The 19521-nt window shown below is 35.4% G+C and carries 11 protein-coding genes; 3 read left to right on the top strand and 8 right to left on the bottom strand.

The window, feature by feature from the left end:
- The first annotated feature begins 9 nt into the window (after positions 1-9).
- Together J8281_RS08405 and J8281_RS08400 are read left to right on the top strand one after the other, a co-directional pair.
- Positions 10-720, top strand: coding sequence for a bifunctional 2-polyprenyl-6-hydroxyphenol methylase/3-demethylubiquinol 3-O-methyltransferase UbiG (locus tag J8281_RS08405; RefSeq protein WP_210197174.1), 711 nt, complete (start codon positions 10-12; stop codon positions 718-720).
- A 247-nt stretch (positions 721-967) separates the two neighbouring features.
- Positions 968-1756 (top strand): hypothetical protein, encoded by a 789-nt coding sequence (locus tag J8281_RS08400; RefSeq protein ID WP_210197173.1) that lies wholly within the window; start codon positions 968-970, stop codon positions 1754-1756.
- A gap of 38 nt (positions 1757-1794) precedes the next feature.
- Here J8281_RS08400 and J8281_RS08395 read toward each other — a convergent pair whose 3' ends face one another.
- The 7 genes from J8281_RS08395 to J8281_RS08365 all read right to left on the bottom strand — a co-directional run bounded on the left by J8281_RS08395 (position 1795) and on the right by J8281_RS08365 (position 15168).
- On the bottom strand, positions 1795-3417 hold the full coding sequence (locus tag J8281_RS08395) for an amidohydrolase (RefSeq protein ID WP_210197172.1): 1623 nt from the start codon (positions 3415-3417) through the stop codon (positions 1795-1797).
- A gap of 626 nt (positions 3418-4043) precedes the next feature.
- The gene (locus tag J8281_RS19880) at positions 4044-6074 is read right to left on the bottom strand and encodes a PKD domain-containing protein (RefSeq protein WP_210197171.1); all 2031 of its coding nucleotides are present in this window, start codon (positions 6072-6074) and stop codon (positions 4044-4046) included.
- A 143-nt stretch (positions 6075-6217) separates the two neighbouring features.
- On the bottom strand, positions 6218-8017 hold the full coding sequence (locus tag J8281_RS08385; protein ID WP_210197170.1) for a DUF885 family protein: 1800 nt from the start codon (positions 8015-8017) through the stop codon (positions 6218-6220).
- 382 nt (positions 8018-8399) lie between these two features.
- Positions 8400-9215: a M23 family metallopeptidase gene (locus J8281_RS08380; RefSeq protein ID WP_210197169.1), complete on the bottom strand. Its 816-nt coding sequence runs from the start codon at positions 9213-9215 to the stop codon at positions 8400-8402.
- Positions 9216-9450: 235 nt separating this feature from the next.
- Positions 9451-10338: a hypothetical protein gene (locus tag J8281_RS08375; protein WP_210197168.1), complete on the bottom strand. Its 888-nt coding sequence runs from the start codon at positions 10336-10338 to the stop codon at positions 9451-9453.
- Positions 10339-10382: 44 nt separating this feature from the next.
- Positions 10383-12125 (bottom strand): TonB-dependent receptor, encoded by a 1743-nt coding sequence (locus J8281_RS08370; protein ID WP_210197167.1) that lies wholly within the window; start codon positions 12123-12125, stop codon positions 10383-10385.
- A gap of 25 nt (positions 12126-12150) precedes the next feature.
- A complete protein-coding gene (locus J8281_RS08365; RefSeq protein ID WP_210197166.1) occupies positions 12151-15168 on the bottom strand; it encodes a tetratricopeptide repeat protein in 3018 nt (1005 codons plus the stop codon).
- Positions 15169-15704: 536 nt separating this feature from the next.
- Here J8281_RS08365 and J8281_RS08360 point away from each other — a divergent pair.
- A complete protein-coding gene (locus tag J8281_RS08360; protein ID WP_210197165.1) occupies positions 15705-16388 on the top strand; it encodes a cell division ATP-binding protein FtsE in 684 nt (227 codons plus the stop codon).
- 1076 nt (positions 16389-17464) lie between these two features.
- Here the strand turns inward: J8281_RS08360 and typA are convergent.
- Positions 17465-19264: a translational GTPase TypA gene (typA, locus tag J8281_RS08355; protein ID WP_210197164.1), complete on the bottom strand. Its 1800-nt coding sequence runs from the start codon at positions 19262-19264 to the stop codon at positions 17465-17467.
- Positions 19265-19521: the final 257 nt, after the last annotated feature.

Raw genomic sequence — 19521 nt, 5'->3', positions numbered from 1 at the left:
AAACTACATATGCATACAGATATTTTTGGAGAAGCAATAAAAGATTTTTTTAATCAGAACTATACTGAAGATATCATTGTACAATCACCCGACTTTGATGATGATCATATCCCTGTACCCTACCTTTTTAGAAATTATGAAGAAATGCCAAAATTAGAACAGCGTGCACTAGAATTATGTCGGGGCGAAATTCTTGATATTGGTTGCGGTGCTGGCAGTCATAGTATGTATCTGCAAAATAAAAGGAATCTAAATGTGACCGCAATAGACATTTCTGGCGGAGCTATAGAGATTTGTAAAAAACGAGGAATACAGCGTGCACATGTTAAAGATGTCTACCAACTTACCGATAAAAAGTTTGATACCTTATTGTTGTTGATGAATGGAAGTGGGATTATAGGAAAACTAGCTAATATAGATCACTTTTTTATTCATCTTAAAACACTATTGAAGCCGAAAGGGCAAATCCTTTTAGATTCTTCAGATATTTCATACCTATTCACAGATGAAGACGGAGGTTTCTGGGTAGATATTACTACTGCCTATTACGGAGAAATCAAATATCGATTACGCTATAAAGAACAAAAGTCAAACTGGTTCGACTGGTTGTTTATCGATTTTAACACCTTGCAGAACGCCGCCAATACGCATGGTTTTATATGTGAATTAATTATTGAAGGCAGCAATCATGATTATTTAGCTAAGTTAACTATGACCTAATCGTAGTTGAAGACTAGACCTAATTATTACTGAATATAACTGGTATACTATTTGATAGACTATACATCTGTTCTAAAAACAATGTTAAACTTCGGTAAAAGTATCTTGTAAATTTGTTTATTTATCCAACGGACAAGAATACAGTATATTTAGATTATTTCGTTATTTGAATTGTTTTTGAACTCCTATTGCTTTAAGACTGCTTTAGGTAGTTTATTTATAGATAAACCTACAAATATTGAATATTGTGCAACTGACTAAGCTTTTAAGTTATCTATTAATTTCCACTTTTATTTTAGTTGGATGTTCTGATGATGATGATTCTCCTATCAATGGCAATCCTGATCAAATAGCAAATAATCTTCCTTTAGGAAGCGGTGGCACACCCAATGATCTATTAAGTGATACAACTTTTAAAAGTTTAACTATTGAAATTGTAGCAGTCGAAGGTTTTGAACCTACAAGTATTGCGATTGAAAACTTCAGGACATTTTTGGAAGATCGATTAAACAAACCAGATGGTATTACCATTAATTTACGCACCGTTCCCTCTTCTAATACTGCTCCTTTTACCATAGAAGAAATTAGAGAAATAGAAAAGAATACACGTACATTATTTAATGAAGGAGATGATATAGCAGTGTATGTATACTTTGCCGATGGTAGTAACGAAAATGACTCTGGTGAGCAAGTTACTTTAGGATCTGCCTACAAAAACACCTCGATGGTTATCTATGAGGGAACACTTCGTAGATTTAGTAGATCCGGACCTAGAGCTCCCTCATTAAGTACTATTGAAACTGCAACATTACATCATGAATTTTCTCATCTTTTGGGTTTAGTGGATTTGGGGACACCACAACAATCGCCGCATGAATCAATTAATGATCAAAATGAAGGAAACAATCATTGTAACGTATCAGGGTGTTTAATGCAGGCTTCTATACAATTTACAAGCGGTATTATGGGAATGAGTGAAGTACCCAGACTTGATGCAGCTTGCATTGCAGATTTACAAGCAAACGGAGGGAAATAAAAATTAATGTTTGAGAAAAACACAAAATCAACTACCAACTAATATACCTTTTCTCCGTTTAGAAATGTAGCATTTACTTTAATATTTGGGAGTTTATCTTCTTCAATTTGCATGATATCTTCTTCGAGAATCACAAAATCTGCAAATTTTCCGGCAGTAATGCTTCCTTTTTCCATTTCTTCAAAATTACTAAATGCTGCCCAGATGGTCATTCCTTTCAAGGTTTCTTCTCTGGTTAACGCATCTTTACGTTGAAAACCGTTTTTGGGATATTGACTTAAGTCTTTTCTGGCGACCGCGGCATAAAATGTATAAAACGGACTTACATGTTCTACCGGATAGTCGGTTCCTAAAGCAATTTTGCTTGTCTTCTCTAATAGTTTTTTATACGCATATGCGCCTTTTATTCGCTCGGTTCCTAATCGCTTACCTGCCCAGTACATATCACTAGTGGCATGTGTAGGTTGAACACTCATGATCAAATTATCATTAAGTATTTCGAACTCTTCAGGAGCTACAACCTGGGCATGTTCTACGCGCCATCTTCTGTTTGTTGTATTGGCGAGCACTTCGTAATACGTATTCATGACTACCGCATTGGCAGAGTCACCGATGGCATGAGTATTCATTTGAAACGGCGAATCTGCCAATCGTTTTGCTAAATTTTTAAATTCGGCATTCCCAATAACCATAGCTCCAAAGTGGTTTTCTTGATCGGCATAAGGTTGTTTTAGAGCGGCACCTCTGGATCCAAGCGCTCCATCGGCATATACCTTAAAAGAGGAAACATTCAGTTTATCGGTTTTGTACACTCCATTTTTTAGGTAATACTCAACATAATCAGGCTCGTTACTTACCATCGCATAAATTCGTATTTTTAATTCTCCTATTCGCTGTAAACTGTCAATCAGAGCAATCACTTTCGGACTTAAACCTGCGTCATCTACAGTAGTTAATCCGTAACTAAAATTGATTTTCTCGGCATCCTTTAAGGCTTGAACACTTTCTAATAATGTAGGTTCTGGAATAATACGCTCAACCAATGCCATGGGATTATCAATAAGCACCCCTGTTAGTTTTCCATCTTTTTTTAGAATCTCTCCTCCCTCTACTTTTGTTGCCATTGTAATATTAGCAATGTCTAAGGCTTTTTGATTGGCAAGCAATGCATGCCCATCTACTCTTCGAACGGCTACCGGCGTATCAGGAAACAGACTATCTAATTTTTCTTTAGTAGGAAATTCTTTTATCTCCCAGTCATTTTGATCCCAACCGCGACCCGTAATAAAACTAACTTGCTTTTCCTTTTGAAATTTAGCCATACGATCTAACATTTCATCATAGCTACGTGTTCCCACAAGATCTACCTTTTGCTGCTGTAACCCTAGTCGATAAAAATGGCAGTGTGCATCGATTAATCCAGGTACAATAGTCTTTCCGCCAACATCTAGCATATGTTGAGCATTATATTTTTCTAAAATCTTCTCAGTTTGACCTACTGCTATAAATTTACCATCTTCTATTGCGATAGCTGACGCTTTAGGATTACTTTCGTCTACGGTATATATATTAGCATTTAGCACTAATAGGTCTACGGTTGTTGCCTTCTTACAGGAAATAACTATAAGTACTATTACGAAGTATAAGATGTGTTTTTGCATGAAAACTATAAGTTTAGTTAGAGTTTGATGGACTTAAAATTAAATAATTTCCGTTGTAGTACGATGCCATTGCAGATAAAATAAAAAAATAACGAATATCCGTAATTTAACCTAAACGGTTTGCGTCAAGCTGAACTCGTTTCAGCTTCTCATCTCAATGTACTGAAAATAAACGTAATGAGATCCTGAAATGAATTCAGGATGACTTCTCAGTTAAATTTTAGGTATAATAACGGACAATCAAAAAATATAACATTGTTGTGCGATAAAAAAGTTGATAAGCTCTGAAAACCTCTATTACCATTAAGAATTTAGGAGTTTATAGAAAAGACACCTTGCTTTTCTAAAATTTAGACAACTTATTTTGAAAATGAATCGCCTTTACTTCAAAAACTATAATAAATAAGTATTTACAACTAAGTCTTTGTTCTATTTTCTTGCAGTGCAGCGGTCTAGTTTCTTTAACCGGACAATACTGAAAAAATATAAAGACAAAGTTTTATAGCAAACTATAAATCTCTGATCTTTAAGTAATAAAGTGTAGAATTTAATACTGAAAAGCCAGAAGTTTGTATAACTTCCGGCTTCTTATTTTTTAGATAGATGAGTATATCAAACCTTACAAACTAAGGTATATAATAGACATCGTTAGTGCCGTTGCCCTCATAACTATTATTTTCTATTATTGGATAAGCATCTGACACGTAAATAGGATATCCTGTCATATTCTTTATAGTTGAATTTCTAATAGTTGGATAAGGATTAGACTGATCATTTTCGATAAATGTTATCCTAATCCCAACTGAAGTCAAGCTTTTACCATCTACTATACAATGATCAAGAATACTGTTGGACTGTGTTTGACCTTCAAAAGATATCATTTCAGCGGTGGATAATCCTCCATTTTCAAAAAGTATGGGTTCACTTTCAGTACCTACTGCAATTAAGGATCCCGGTGCATTAATGATACCCTCTCCTGTAGTATAATTCTTTCCTACTTCGATATTTCCTGAAATTTTGACGCCAGGAGATAGTGTCAAGGTATTAAAAGTACCTGACTGGGATCCAATATATAAAGTACGCATAATTCTATAAAACACACCTAAAGCAGGCCATGTTATATCTTTATCAATATTATCGTTAGAAAACAATTCTACATCTTTACCTCCGCTAAAGGTATTCCCAGAATCTATACCACCAGCCTGATTACCCCGCATGCCCATAGCGTATTCATTAGTAGAACCAATATCATTATTACTAAATTCTCCTAATTCTGCCATTGATGAGAATTGTATCCCATATTTTTTATTCCCGCTTATTTTACAGTTAGTCATGTTTAAGGTAGTCCCATTTACATATATTACTGCATTGTGAGTATCAAATCGGGAATAACTACCGGCTTTTTCAAATATTGCATAATTAAAATATGAGTCCTCTGAAAGTGAACCCGTAAGTTCAACACCTTTCCATAAAGAAGTAGCATCATCATTTAGGGCAGTAAAAATTACCGGGCGAGCTGCGGTTCCGTTTACATATAAAGAAATATCATTATCTGAAGTTCGTAATCCTATGCCTTCTGCAAATGCTAATGTTACACCTTCATTTAAGGTCAAACTCCCACCAGTATTAGGCTCACTAGATCCTATTAAGAGATCAGTTTCTAACACATATGGGCTATTTTGACCGCTCCAGTTTACTGTTTCAGTGATACGATGAATGGAAATTAAAATACCTTTCCCTTCAATGTTATTATTATCTTCTATACTTCCAGCAGAATTACCTGAAATATTGATATCATAACTACCATTATCAGCAACTGTATTGTTGCTGAATTTTTCAAAAGTACTTTTTTCATCCAATTGAATGGCATAACCTTCAGAATAACGGAATGTACAATGGTTAAAGGACACTCTCCCTTGATCAACAATAGAAACCATAGGACGCGGACCTATGCCGTTAATTGACTTTCCGCCATACTCAAATGTACAATACTCAAATACAGATGTTTCAATTAACGAATGTTTGCCAAAACTGAATTCACCCCAATCTCCTGGTGAGGGATTATCCTGAGATGAAGTAAATACAATCGGTTTTTCAGGTGTCCCTACGGCATAAACAGAAGCATTTGTACCTGTTTTTGCATCTTGTGATTCAACAAAAATTATCGGGATTCCCGGATTGATTCGTATAATTGCGCCTGGTTCTATAGTAACTTTTGCATGTATAATTAATCCTCCGGTGATAAAGTGTTCTCCTTCTTTCCATACCTCATCTTTACTAATAATACCACTATGCATATTATTACTTATGGGTGCGCTCTCGTTAACGGTAATTGATAGTTCATAAGGCGTTTCATTGTCATCAATGGTTAGAAGCACTGTATACGTTCCTGCCTCTTGATAAACATGTGATGGAAATTTTTGTGTAGAAGTCTGACCGTCACCAAAATTCCAAAGATAGGTACTCGCATCATCCAAGCATGTTCTAAACTGAACAGATTGACCGGTTTGAACTTGCGCTAAGGAGGTAACTATACATCCATCACTATTTTGACCAGGAAATTGATTTTGATCTCTGCTATCATCTGAAGAACAGGAGATACATAAACATAAAGATCCAATAAGGAATAACTGAAAAAACTTAGCTTGTTGCTTCATAAAAAGATTATTTTTTGATTGATGAATTTTTTGAACTTATTTAGAGCCCATTAAATAAACAACTAACTTCTTAAAACTCCTTTGTTAAAATTTTACAGTATAAAGACCAAGGATTAATCCAATCGTTGATAAAATAGTGAACGTTATTTATCAGACGCTCGTAGTATCCAATTGTCTATTTTATCTTCTAATAGTGCTAAAGGTACACAGCCTGTTTCTAGTATTTCATTATGAAACTGTCGAATATCAAATGTATCACCCAAAGCGGTTTCGGCCCGCGCGCGAAGTTCTCTTATTTTGAGTTGCCCAATTTTGTAAGATAAAGCCTGACCAGGATTTGCCATGTAACGCTCGATCTCAGAGGTAATACCTGCTTCTGAAACTGCCTCGTTATCCAACGAATATTGTATAGCCTGTTCTCTAGTCCATCCTTTAGCATGTAACCCGGTATCTACCACCAGGCGAACGGCGCGATGCATTTCTGCGCCTAGCATACCAAAGTATTGGTAGGGATCTGTATACAATCCAAGTTCTTTACCCAAAGATTCACTATACAAAGCCCAACCTTCTCCATAACCACTATACCAAAGCGTTTTTCTAAATTTTGGTAACGTGGTACTCTCCTGGGTTAATGAAATTTGATAATGATGCCCGGGAATGGCTTCGTGCAAAAATAAAGACTCATCGCTATAAGTATTATATTTGGTAACATCAGGAATTGGAGTATAGAAGATTCCAGGCCGTGTACCATCAAGTGAACCTGGATTATACTCTGCACTGGCCGATTTTTCTCGAAACTCTTCGGTACGGCGAACCTCGAATGGAGTTTTAGGTTTTACATCAAATAGTTTTTCAATCTGAGGTTTCATACGATCATGAATCGCATTAAAGTTATCGATCACTTGTTGTGGTTCGGTAAAAGGCATGAGCTCCTTTTTGTTACGCACCTCATTAAAGAAAGCTTTTAAATCACCTTTAAAACCAACCTGATCTTTGATTTTTTCCATTTCATTGGATATGCGAGCTACTTCAGCTAATCCTAACTCATGAATTTCATTAGCTGTCATATCAGTTGTAGTATACAGCTTAATTTGATAGTTATAAAAAGCTTCACCGTTGGGAATAGCTGCAATCCCCGAAGTAGTTCTACCGGCATCTAAATATTCGGTACTCATAAATTCGTGTAGTACTTCATAAGCGGGTACGATACGCTCGGTTACCATTTGGGTATATTTTTTGGTCAACTGCTTTTTATCCTCTTCAGAAAAACTATCAGGGAAATTTTTTATTGGGCTATAAAATAAATGAGCTTCAGGGTCTTTAACAGTTAAGGCTTTTAATTGTGGTAGGACTTTGATGATTAAAGATTTAGGAAGCACATAACCCGCAGCCATACCTTCTTTCATTTTTTCACCAGCAGAACTCATCCAGGCAATGTACCCATCTAATCTATTCAACCACTTATCATAATCTTCTACTGTTGTAAAAGGCTGAGCGCTGGCACCACTGGCTAATTGACCCATCATAAGGTTGATCGACCACATTTGATCGATAGGGAAATACTCTGATTTATAATGAAAACCTTCGAGATTAATATCGCATTCCCATTTTAGAATTGCTTTGCTCATTTTTTCGCTATCCGAAAGCGATTCATCATCAAACTTTTCAAGTGCTTCTTTATATTTCGTAAAGTGCGCTTTGACTTTGGTAACTGTTTCGTACGCTAACGGGTTTGGAAATTGATCGTTAAAACGATTATCTCCTGTAAAGGTAGCTTGAATGGGATTGAGTTGAAGACCCTCTTCATAATAATCCTCTAACATAGTATTGAATTTGGCGCTTACATCTGTATCTGCCTTGGTTGTAGTGTTTTTGGTAGTTGCTTCATCCTTACATGAAATGGAAACTAGTAGTATGCAAAAGACAGTGAGAATTTTTTTCATTATGATATTACGTTTAATTTTTTATGGCGAAATATACTTAAATTATATTATACCAAAATAAATATAAAAATAGGTTAAACCCGCTTTATGCATTAGAAAATCTATTACGGCTTTAAACTGCTGCAAAACCAAGCACTACGTTGTATTTTTAAGTTTCACCGTAGCGATGCTATGCTGAAACTTAGAAAACACTTGGTTTTATTGCATTTTCAAACCTCATAACGAAATTCTAATGCATAAAGCGGGTTAAAGATGCGCCGTTGCTATCTTCTTATACAAAGTTTCAAAATTCTTGCATAGCCTTAGCTCTGGAAGCTTTTTGTAATGAAGTAGAAGAGGATATGAACAAGTATATTGACCTACTTTTATATTAATTTTGGTATTATTTGTAGTTTCTGGTATACTCTTCTTTTTCAATAAGAGATATTGATTTAGAACCATTTCCTGTTAAAAATTTCGTTTCGAGCGTAACCCGGTCTTTTATTCGTTGTAAAAACACTATGAAATGCAAATGAGGTCCTGTAGCCCAACCCACATCACCACTATACCCGATAAATTGACCAATTTTTATTTGATCTCCTCTATGTACCCTGGCACCGCCTTTTTTTAAATGTGCATATTCTGCAAAAGTACCATCATTATGATAGATCAGGATATAATTGTTATGCTTGGCACATTCAGGATCGGTACAACGCTTACTATAAGAATCTTCGACATCGATCACCACACCATCGCGAGCTGCATAAATTTTTGTTCCAACGGGCATTTTAAAATCTAAAGCATTCTCATTTTTATGTGATGTTGCTCCATTATACCCCTGTGAAAGCCAAAAAGTACTTCCTTTTTCGAAAGGCAAGTAATAATCGAAATTTGTATCATATGTTTTAAGGTCGTGGTTTCCGAAATTAAAAGAGGTTTCAAATCCAAACTTTACTCGTTTTGAACGATCCACTACGTCTAGGTTTGTAATTTTGTGTTTCTTGGTTCTTGCCGGAACCACGAATATCTTATTGTTCCCCTGGGAAGACTTAAGATTTTCGAGTCTAAAGGTGATATCTGCAGATACCGGGCTGTACTCATCATTATCGGCTAATACCGAGAAACCGTTTTCAGTTTCTTCATAATATAAATTGAAATTTTCTTGAGCACATGCGATTATTGAAAAAAAGCAATAGAAAAGTGGGGTAAGATTTTTCATGATTTTGTTTTGATCTAAAATACAATAAAAATATCGTATGTAAACTTACAATCGATTAACATAGCACTAAAAAACAGCTCTCACAGGGTGCAGGAGATAGTCATTGTGACCTAAAATTGTTCTCGCAGGGTGCAGGAGACATTTTCCAAACCAAAAATAGCTCTCGTAACGTGCAATATGTCAATGACTACCATAAATAAATAATTAAGGAATTTTATAGGTAGCCATCATATAACTAAATAGAAAATCTACCATTAGTAATGCTATAAATCACTTCACCTCCTTTTAATGCATTAAGATTAAAACTACCTTTGGTGACTGTAGAAAAATTTCCTGAAGGTGCGTCGATGATTAATTCACCTTCATAATCATATGTTTCCCACTGCTCTTCTATAAATTGAATAAAGCGTGTAGCTCCTTCAGGACCAACATACTGTTCTATGATTACTTTATTGTAAGGATCATCTTTACCGAAAGCATAGGTGCCTGGAGGCATATGTTGTAACGTTTGTTCTGTAATGAGCTTAATTTTAAATCCATTATCAGAAATAGCCATCCATCTTGTTGATTCTGAATCAGTCTTTCCTTGCATTTGCACACTTTGAAATGATTGATTTTCATTAATATCTGCTGTAATGAACCAAGGTGAATGCGAGCATGAAATGGATTCTAAGTTTTCTTCTTGGATAGTCCCTTTAATCGCTTTTGAATTTTTGGGTTGACCATATTCGTATACATTTCCTGAAAACGCTATTTCTAAAAATTTGTTCGATGGACCATAAGCAAACGTTGTGATTTTAAAATTTTCCGAAGTATCAAAATCCGCACTTCTATAATGACGATCGTTGTCTTCATAATCTACGTAGAACACCTCTTCTAAATGCCCAGTTACAGTCATCTTAATTTCTAGAAAAAACTTTGGATTAGACATTGATGATGTAGACATGTTAATAAAAATACGGTCACAATTTTCATTCATAGAAAATTGTTCATTCACAAAGTTCATACTTTTCGAATCAATATCTAGTTGAAAACTTCGAGAGATCTCGGGATTCGTATCATCATCTGAAGAGCTACAAGAAAGAAAAAGGTAGCATACGACAAGTAAAAAAAAGTTATTCATAAGGTTAGGTTTTAAAAATTATAGCAAAAATAGTACCGTTGCGCCTAATAGTCAAACTTATAGGTCACACCACCCAGAAATTGTATCCCCTGTACAGGAAAATTAACCCAACGGTCATAATTTTCACCAATTAGGTTATTTCCTTTTACAAAAAATGATAACTGCTCATCTAATCGATACGCTATATTTACATTAGCATCAAAAAAGGAATCTAAGGTCATTACGGGTTCTGGCAAGTTAGGCGCTGTAAAAATGGTACGGTCAATATCTTTACGCTCACCAACATAAAACAACTGTGTTCCTATCGACCATTGTGGGTGCAACTGATAATCCAACAGTACCGAAGCTTCCATGTCTGGAAGGTTCCAGGCTTCTTGCTCATCTTCATTGTCGTAACTAAAATATTGTGCCGTGGCCCCTAGCTTAAACTTTTCACTAATCTCAATATTTAATTCTCCGTATCCACTAAGTATGGTCATATCATCATAGCGATATGAAAATGAATTTCCATAATCAAAACCTTCTACTAGTAGTGTTGCTCTTGGGTTGTTTACAAACAAAGGCCTCTCATCTTCTGACCTGTAACTTCCTCTAAAATTATAACTCACAACATCTGATATTTTTCCTTTCAAACCTACATAGGCATCAAATAAATTATTGGTTTGTTCTATAATCAATGTGGGGGATACAAAGGGATTTTGTTGTACGGCATCGCGATAGGTATTTTGTTTCAGTTCTCCTTCTAACCCTGTGTAAGCGATAATTGATTCATCCAACAATCGATATGAAGCCTTAATTTTTGGATAGATAAAGAAATCGTTATCACTATTTTCAGTATCGATACTATAAAACGCCGCAGCTCCCAAATTGAGCGTAAGATTATCTTTTAAAATCACCAAACCAGGATGTATTCCCACATTTAAGATTCCATAATTATTTGGTGTTTGCAGAACAGGATTAAGATCTCGATCAAAGCTTCCACTCACATAATCTACAATGAAATTGGTAGTAATGAGTGAATTTCCCATCTCAAACTCGAATGTAGGTTTGATTACGGTGTGATGCTCTTTAGAACCGTGAGTATCACTAAAATACCGGTACTGTAATGATGCTTTTTTGAAATACAAATCATCAAACTGAAGTTTCCCCCCGAGTTTTACTCCAAAATAATTTTGCTGAGGATCTATCGCATTGAGTTCTTCCTGGGTTAACGCAGGTGTTTCTGGCAATCCATACCAATTAAACAGCTGATGTTCTACCCCTACCTCTACTCCGTAGGTATACTCTCGATGGCGAGATGTGTAATTAAGGTCCAGGTACGTATTATAAAATTTGTCTTCTAATTGTACTTCATCAATCCCACCTTGAGAAGAATTATGATGTAAATACAGCCCCAAATTATCAAAACGATTGAGCTGAAAATTACTAAAGAATTCTGCCAAAGCCGATGTATAATTACCAAAACCTAAGGTGGCGTAATTATCATAGATAGTTATAGATTCTGGTCTTTCGATCGCGGCAGCGCTACCTTTTGCCGGAGTATAGGTAGAGGCTACAGGAACCGAAAAGATAGCATACCTAATTTGTTTCTTTTTTTGTGTAAGCGAGTCATTAAGCGCCGGAGTAGCTTTAATTTTGAATGCATCACTTATTGTTGGAGTGTATGCTTTTACAATGACTACACGTTCTGTATCCAAAGTTTCATTTTCTTTTTCTTGCGTGAAAACTCCCCAACTCGTAGTCACAAAACAAATAAAAAGTATAGCTTTTTGGCAATATATACGCATAAATACAAATCGTTTATAAAGGGTGTTATTGATCAGTTTGGATGGATGAATTCGTTTTGGCCTCTTGAACCTTAATTTTAGTAAGCTCTTGCCTGGCTTCTTCTACTACCTTGGGATAATCTGAAAAATTTTTAATTACACTTTCCAGAATATAACTTGCCTGGTAAGCATCATCGAGACCATAAAAGTTCTTGGCCATAAGAACCAGACCTTTTGACCCGTATAATCGATACCCCGAATACGCTTTTGCCAATTGTTGTATAGTTTCATTAGAACGTTGATAGTTATTCTCTTGGTGCTTAAAATAAGCATCATAGTATAATGCTTCTGCCGCAAGCTCACCTGTAGCTATTTTTTGGACTTCAGCGTATGCTTGTTTCGCTCGACTCATATTATTTGTACGCAGTGCTGCTCTTGCCGTAAATATCTTTGCATCACTTTTTACTTCATTTTGAATTTTTGGGTTAGCAAGGACTTTATCAGCATACTCAATAGTTTTTTGATCGTTAAGTAACTGATAGTGTGATTTCATCAAGTTTGATTGTGCAAATATGATGTTTTGAGGATAATCGGCATCGCGTTCAAGACGCTTAAGAACTACGATAGCTTTCTCATAATCACGTTTTTCAAGATAAATCTGTGCTAATCGTGCCAAAGCCTGCTCGGTAAATTCGGTACGTTCGCTTTTTAGCGTAAATTCATAATGTGGTATAGCTGCTTGTTTCTCACCTTTTTTGAAATAGAGTTGGGCTAGATAAAAATGGCTTTTTAAGGCATGTAATCCATTAGGAAATTCTGCCAAATACGCTTCAAATCTTTGAATTGCCTCTTGATCCCTATTTTCTAAAAATTGTTTTTCTGCAGCCTCAAACGCAGTATTATCTAAGTCGGCATCGCTTACCTCAATAAAACGTAAACCTTTTACCCAAGCAGCATAATCGGCAGTTTGCCCCAGATCGACATATATGAGTCGTGCAGTAGTAACCGCCTGAATAGCTTCGTCTGATCCCGGATATTCTGAAACTACCCTCTTAAACTTCGATAACGCTCTATTTCCCTGATCTCTGTTATAAAAAACTAATCCTTGTTTCAACAACGCCTTAGGTACATACGAACTTCTGGGTACATCTTTAATTAATTGCTCATACGCTGCAATTCCCTTATCTATTTTGTTTTCTGAAATGTATACATTTCCTAATGCAAACATAGCATCATCACGATATGTTGAACTAGGGTACTTTTTGATAAAAAATTCAAGATCTTGAATTTTTCTATTGTTTTTATTTACAAAACCATAGCTAATAGCTTTTTGATACTGCGCATAATCGGCATCTGGACCATTCGCTTTAATTGCTTTATTATAGGCTTCCATTGCATTCCAGTAAGCACTTGAGATAAAATAACTGTCGCCTAACCTCACATAAGTATCTGCTTTCCTGGCTTCATCTACGTTATTTTTTTGTGAGAACGTTTTAAAATATTGAGCCGCTTGTTCATATTGCTTGAGTTTAAAATATGTGTATCCTAAATTATATGCTAACAAACTGTATTCGTTAGTAGTCGAAGCTTTGGTGCTTCCTTCAAACTGTTTAAAATCTAGTAACGCTTCATCAAAATTGTTAAGCAGGTAATTACTTTCCGCTTTCCAATACAAAGCTCTCGCCGTAAAATAGGGATCTACTTGCTTATTTAGAGAGGTATCAAAATAGGTAATAGCTTCAGTATAGTTACCTTCATTATAAAGTTCTATACCCCGATAAAAAGCTACTTTTTGATACACCCCTTTATCCGCAAAATTTCGACTTCTTTCTAATACATCCATCGCCTCTTTGTAGTTTTTAGAAGTGATGTAAGAACTAATCAATAATTCTGAAATTTCATCTTTAAACGAAGAGTTCGGGTATTGATCGAGATATGCTACCAGTATTTTTGGTGTACTTTGATACGAATTTCCAATTTCGTAGCTTAATTTTGCATAATTATACCAAGCATCCTCTTTAATTTTGGCTTCAAAATCCATTTCTGAAGCATTTTTAAAAGCATTTAGCGCCTGTTGCTTTTGACCTGTTTTTAAATAGGATTCTGCTAAATGATAATATGCATTTTGTGCAGTTGCGTTACGACCGTCAATTATTTTATTAAATTCTGAAATTGCATTGGCATATGCCCCTTGCTTGTAATACGCATAACCCAGATAATAATAATCTGTGTTATTCCATTTGCCTTTTCGCCCTTTATATTCTTTCAGATAAGGAATGGCTTTGTCGTAAGCACCAAGGTTAAAATAACTCTCGCCAATGATTTTATTGAGTTCTGATCTTTCTGAAGGTTTAGATGTAGGTAACTGCGCCAGACCTTCTTTAATCGCATCTTCAAAGTTTCCAGATTTGAAATTCATATCGCTCTGGAAATACGATAAATTTTTATTGTATTGATCTAAGTCTTTTACTTCGTCAAACAATTGATCTGCTTCCTTATAATTGTCTCCTTCATAAGCGATAAAACCGAGATAATATTTGGCTTTTGCTCCATATTCCGGTGAATCTTGTACTCGGTTTAAAAATTTCTTAGCTTCATTAAATCGCTGAATTTTAAAATAGGCATACCCGTTATTAAAGTTGAACTTTTCTCTTTCTGAACGATTCAAATTTCCTTCATCTACCTTATCATACCATTTTCGCGCATACGCATATTTTCCGTTATCAAAATAATAAGTAGCTGCATCTAGATAAGCAGAACTTCTCTTAATGCTCGTTGGATATTGTATGACAAAACGTTCTAAAAGCTGATCGGCATCCTTCTGATTTAACCAAACAGCACAACTAGCAATGTAGTAACTACAATTGGCATCGATAGTTGAGTCATCGATCGTATCGCGAACCTTATCAAAAAGATTTTGTGCTGCCAAAAATTGTTTATTGTGATACAACTCTAATGCCTGATTGTACTGCACCAATTCGTTGGTATAAATCGCAGATTGCTGCGCAGCTATGGTCGTATAAAGGCTAATTACGAAAAGCATCGTAATAATGTGCTTGTTCATCTAACTTTATTGATTTAGATTCTGGCATGCGCCAGAATGACAATTTAATTGATCAAGGCAAGCCTTGAGATTTCCTTAAGTAAATATCGTTTCCCGCGAATAAATTTGTGTTAAAGATAGCCTAATCTTCGTAGGTATAACGCAGGTTTTTTGAGATAATTACAACACCGTTTCATAATTATGAATTCTTTATGAATATTGAAAATCGATAATACCCTAAAATTGAATATCCCTAATTAGTATTAATTCTATTCTGATATCATGCTGAATACTGAAACGAGTTCAGCACAAGCTTGTTTCAGGTTCTCATTAAAATTAACTAATAATGAGCGTCATGAGATACTGAAACATCCTTAAAATGATAATCCAACAATCTGATTAATGTGTAAAACGCACAATTATTTATTTAAATTTAAAATATGTCATCGTTAAATGAGTTAACAGTTTATGATGATTGAAAACTATTTTTGGTGGGTTCTGTTTTTAATCGAAAACTTTTTACTTTTACCAAGTAGTATTAATTAGAACTATTCCCTATGTCTGATACGATTTTAAGCCTTAAGGATGCCTCTATTTATCAACGAGAAAGCTTGATCCTCTCTGATGTGAATGTAGAAGTACACAAAGGTGACTTTGTCTATCTTATTGGTAAAACCGGAACCGGAAAAAGTAGTTTCATGAAAACGCTGTACGGTGATTTACCATTATTAGAAGGTGAAGGCAGTATCGTAAACTTTGATCTACCTTCGCTACAGGAAAACCAAATTCCATTCTTGCGAAGAAAACTGGGTATCGTTTTTCAGGATTTTAAATTACTTAATGATAGAACAGTAAAAGATAATCTTCTATTTGTACTAAAAGCCACGGGATGGACAGACGAAATAGCTATGGATAGCAAAATAGATGACGTTCTCGATAAAGTCGGTATGAAAACCAAAGGCTTTAAATTTCCGTACCAGTTATCAGGTGGAGAACAACAACGAATAGCTATAGCCAGGGCTTTGTTAAATGACCCTGAACTGATCTTGGCCGATGAACCTACCGGAAACCTCGATCCCCAAACATCGGTAGAGGTTATGGAAGTACTACAGGATATTAATAAAAATGGAAATACGATTCTTATGGCCACTCATGATTATGCTTTATTGCTTAAATATCCTTCTAAAACATTAAAATGTGATGGAAATAAGGTGTTTGAGGTAGTACAGCGAAAAGGATGAGTCGTTCATGAATAGGCATCTAATTGATAACAATCTTCCTATAGCATCGTGTTAAAACTATAAATTCGATCGATTTTATTGCATTTTATCGATATTTTAATGTATTTTACCGATTATTTATTGTTTTTTACAAGTGACACTTCCTACAATATCTCTATATTTGTAGTGTACAATTAGAGAAAGTAATACACCAAAATAGAAATAATGCCCCATTAATTACCCTATGATATTGAATTAGCCCCAATTCATACCCCGAAATATCGACTAAACGGTCCCGAGCCCCCTCTCGGGACTTTTTACGTTTATAAATGTCTTTGATATAGAACGAGTGTAAACTTTTAGAGGTAGTAGTTAGTTACCTATCGGAATAAGAAACTATAGTACTATTGTCGGGTTCAGCCCTCTATCAGAGCTCAGGACAGTCTCAATCGAAACCTATTTTACGAAAACGAAAAGTTCTCGACTGTGCTCGAACAGACATATAGTAAGATTTTAAATTACTAAAAAACACTATTTCATAATATGAATATCCGTAATTTAACCTAAACCGATTGCGTCAAGCTGAATACTGAAACGAGTTCAGCACAGGCTCGTTTCAGCTTCTCATCTCAATGTACTGAAGATAAACTTAATGAGATCCTGAAATGAATTCAGGATGACTTCTCAGTTAAATTTTAGGTATTATAACGGACAATCAATTTTCATAATTAAAATCCATTTATATGTATCTACTGACCATTATAAACTTTTTTAAATAGGTAAAAAGTTTAATGAATATCCGTAATCAATAAAATCGCTCTGTCTCCTCGAGCGCAGTCGAGAGGTTAGTAAATCCAACGAGCTCTAAATCAGGTTTCGACTACGATCGACCAGACATTAAAGTTAATTTTATAATGTATAGCGGATATTCAAAAAAAGTGTAAACCAGTTCAAAAAAAACCAAAGTACAATTGTTATTTCACTGAAATTGATCACTTATTTTTTCTGTCTGGTGGTGCGGAGTCTAAAGCTACTTCATAGCTCAAAAAATAAGCACTCAACTTTACTTCAGTTGACTGAAATAATACCCTGAAGAATTATACTATCTTATTTCGTTTACGTTCTACTTCTGTAAGAAAGATTTTTCTAAGTCTAAGATGATTTGGTGTTACCTCTACATATTCATCTTTTTGTATATATTCTAAGGCTTCTTCCAAAGAAAATTTGATTGCCGGAACAATTTTAGCTTTATCATCTGCACCTGCCGAACGCACGTTTGATAATTTTTTAGTTTTAGTAACATTAACCGTCATATCATCACCGCGGGAATTCTCTCCGATAACCTGTCCCTCATAAATATCTTCTCCTGGGTCGATGAAAAACTTTCCTCTATCCTGAAGTTTGTCGATAGAATAAGGGATCGCCGTTCCTTTCTCCATAGAAACCAATGAACCATTAATACGACCCGGAATGTCACCTTTAAGTGGTTGATATTCTTTAAAACGGTGTGCCATAATGGCCTCTCCTGCTGTAGCTGTAAGTAATTGATTACGCAAACCAATAATTCCTCGCGACGGAATCATAAATTCACAAATCATACGGTCTCCCTTAGCTTCCATACTTAGCATCTCGCCTTTGCGAAGTGTAACCATCTCGACTGCTTTTCCAGATACATGTTCGGGTAAGTCTATGGTCAATTCTTCTATGGGTTCACATTTTACACCATCGATTTCTTTAATAATCACCTGTGGCTGACCAATTTGCAACTCATATCCTTCGCGTCTCATAGTTTCTATTAGTACAGATAAGTGTAAAACACCTCTACCAAAAACCATAAACTTATCAGCACTATCGGTTTCTTCAACTCGTAGTGCAAGATTTTTTTCTAACTCTTTTTCTAGTCTTTCCTTAATATGTCTCGACGTTACGAATTTACCATCTTTACCAAAAAATGGAGAATCGTTAATCGTAAACAACATACTCATCGTGGGTTCATCGATGGCAATAGTTTGTAATCCTTCCGGATTTTCTACATCGGCCACAGTATCTCCAATTTCAAAACCTTCTAAACCTACCAAGGCACAAATATCTCCGGCAGCAACTTGCGTTACTTTTCGTCTGCCCAGACCTTCAAAAGTATGTAGCTCTTTAATTTTTGACTTTTTTATAGTACCATCGCGTTTTACCAAAGAAACCTGCATGCCTTCGGTTAGCGTCCCTCTTTGTAAACGACCTATAGCAATACGACCCGTAAAAGAAGAGAAATCAAGAGAGGTAATTAATAGTTGCGGAGTTCCATCTTCAATCTTAGGCGAAGGTATATGCTCAATCACCATATCTAATAAAGGTTCAATGCTATCTGTCTCTTTTTTCCAGTCATCGCTCATCCAATTATGTTTAGCAGAACCATATACGGTCGGAAAATCTAATTGCCACTCTTCAGCTCCAAGCTCAAACATCAAATCAAATACTTTTTCGTGTACCTCATCGGGAGTGCAATTCTCTTTATCCACTTTATTGATAACTACACAAGGCTTTAAACCAAGATCGATTGCTTTTTGTAATACGAAACGTGTTTGAGGCATAGGTCCTTCAAAAGCATCAACCAAAAGTAATACGCCGTCGGCCATATTTAAAACACGCTCAACCTCTCCCCCAAAATCGGCGTGACCCGGGGTATCAATTATGTTAATTTTGGTTCCTTTGTACGTTACCGAAACGTTTTTTGAAGTAATCGTAATTCCTCGTTCGCGCTCAAGGTCATTATTGTCTAAAATCAAATCTCCGGTATTTTCATTTTCCCGAAACAATTGACAATGATACATAATCTTATCGACCAAAGTAGTTTTACCGTGATCTACGTGAGCAATTATTGCGATGTTTTTTATAGCTGTCATAAACGCCTCATTTTTAAGGGTGCAAAGGTACGAGTTATTTTGACAGTTTGTATATGAAAAGTTAATTATACCACTTCCACTTTAAAATTACTCATTGAAAATTGCCCTTTTCCGTTTATACTTCAACATAAAAAGCAACCGTAGCTACGGCTATGATTGAGTTTTCTCTTTCGTCTAAACAAAAATTGCCTGCTTTTTATTTGAGCAATTTTAAAGTAGAACTGGTATTGAACTCATCTTGACTTTTTTGATTAAAG

Origin of the sequence: Aquimarina sp. U1-2 (assembly GCF_017897595.1) — a bacterium.
In the GTDB taxonomy this organism is placed as follows: Bacteria; Bacteroidota; Bacteroidia; order Flavobacteriales; family Flavobacteriaceae; genus Aquimarina.
The sequence above is the reverse complement of the archived record's forward strand: the minus strand, read 5'-3'. Positions and strand labels throughout refer to the sequence as shown.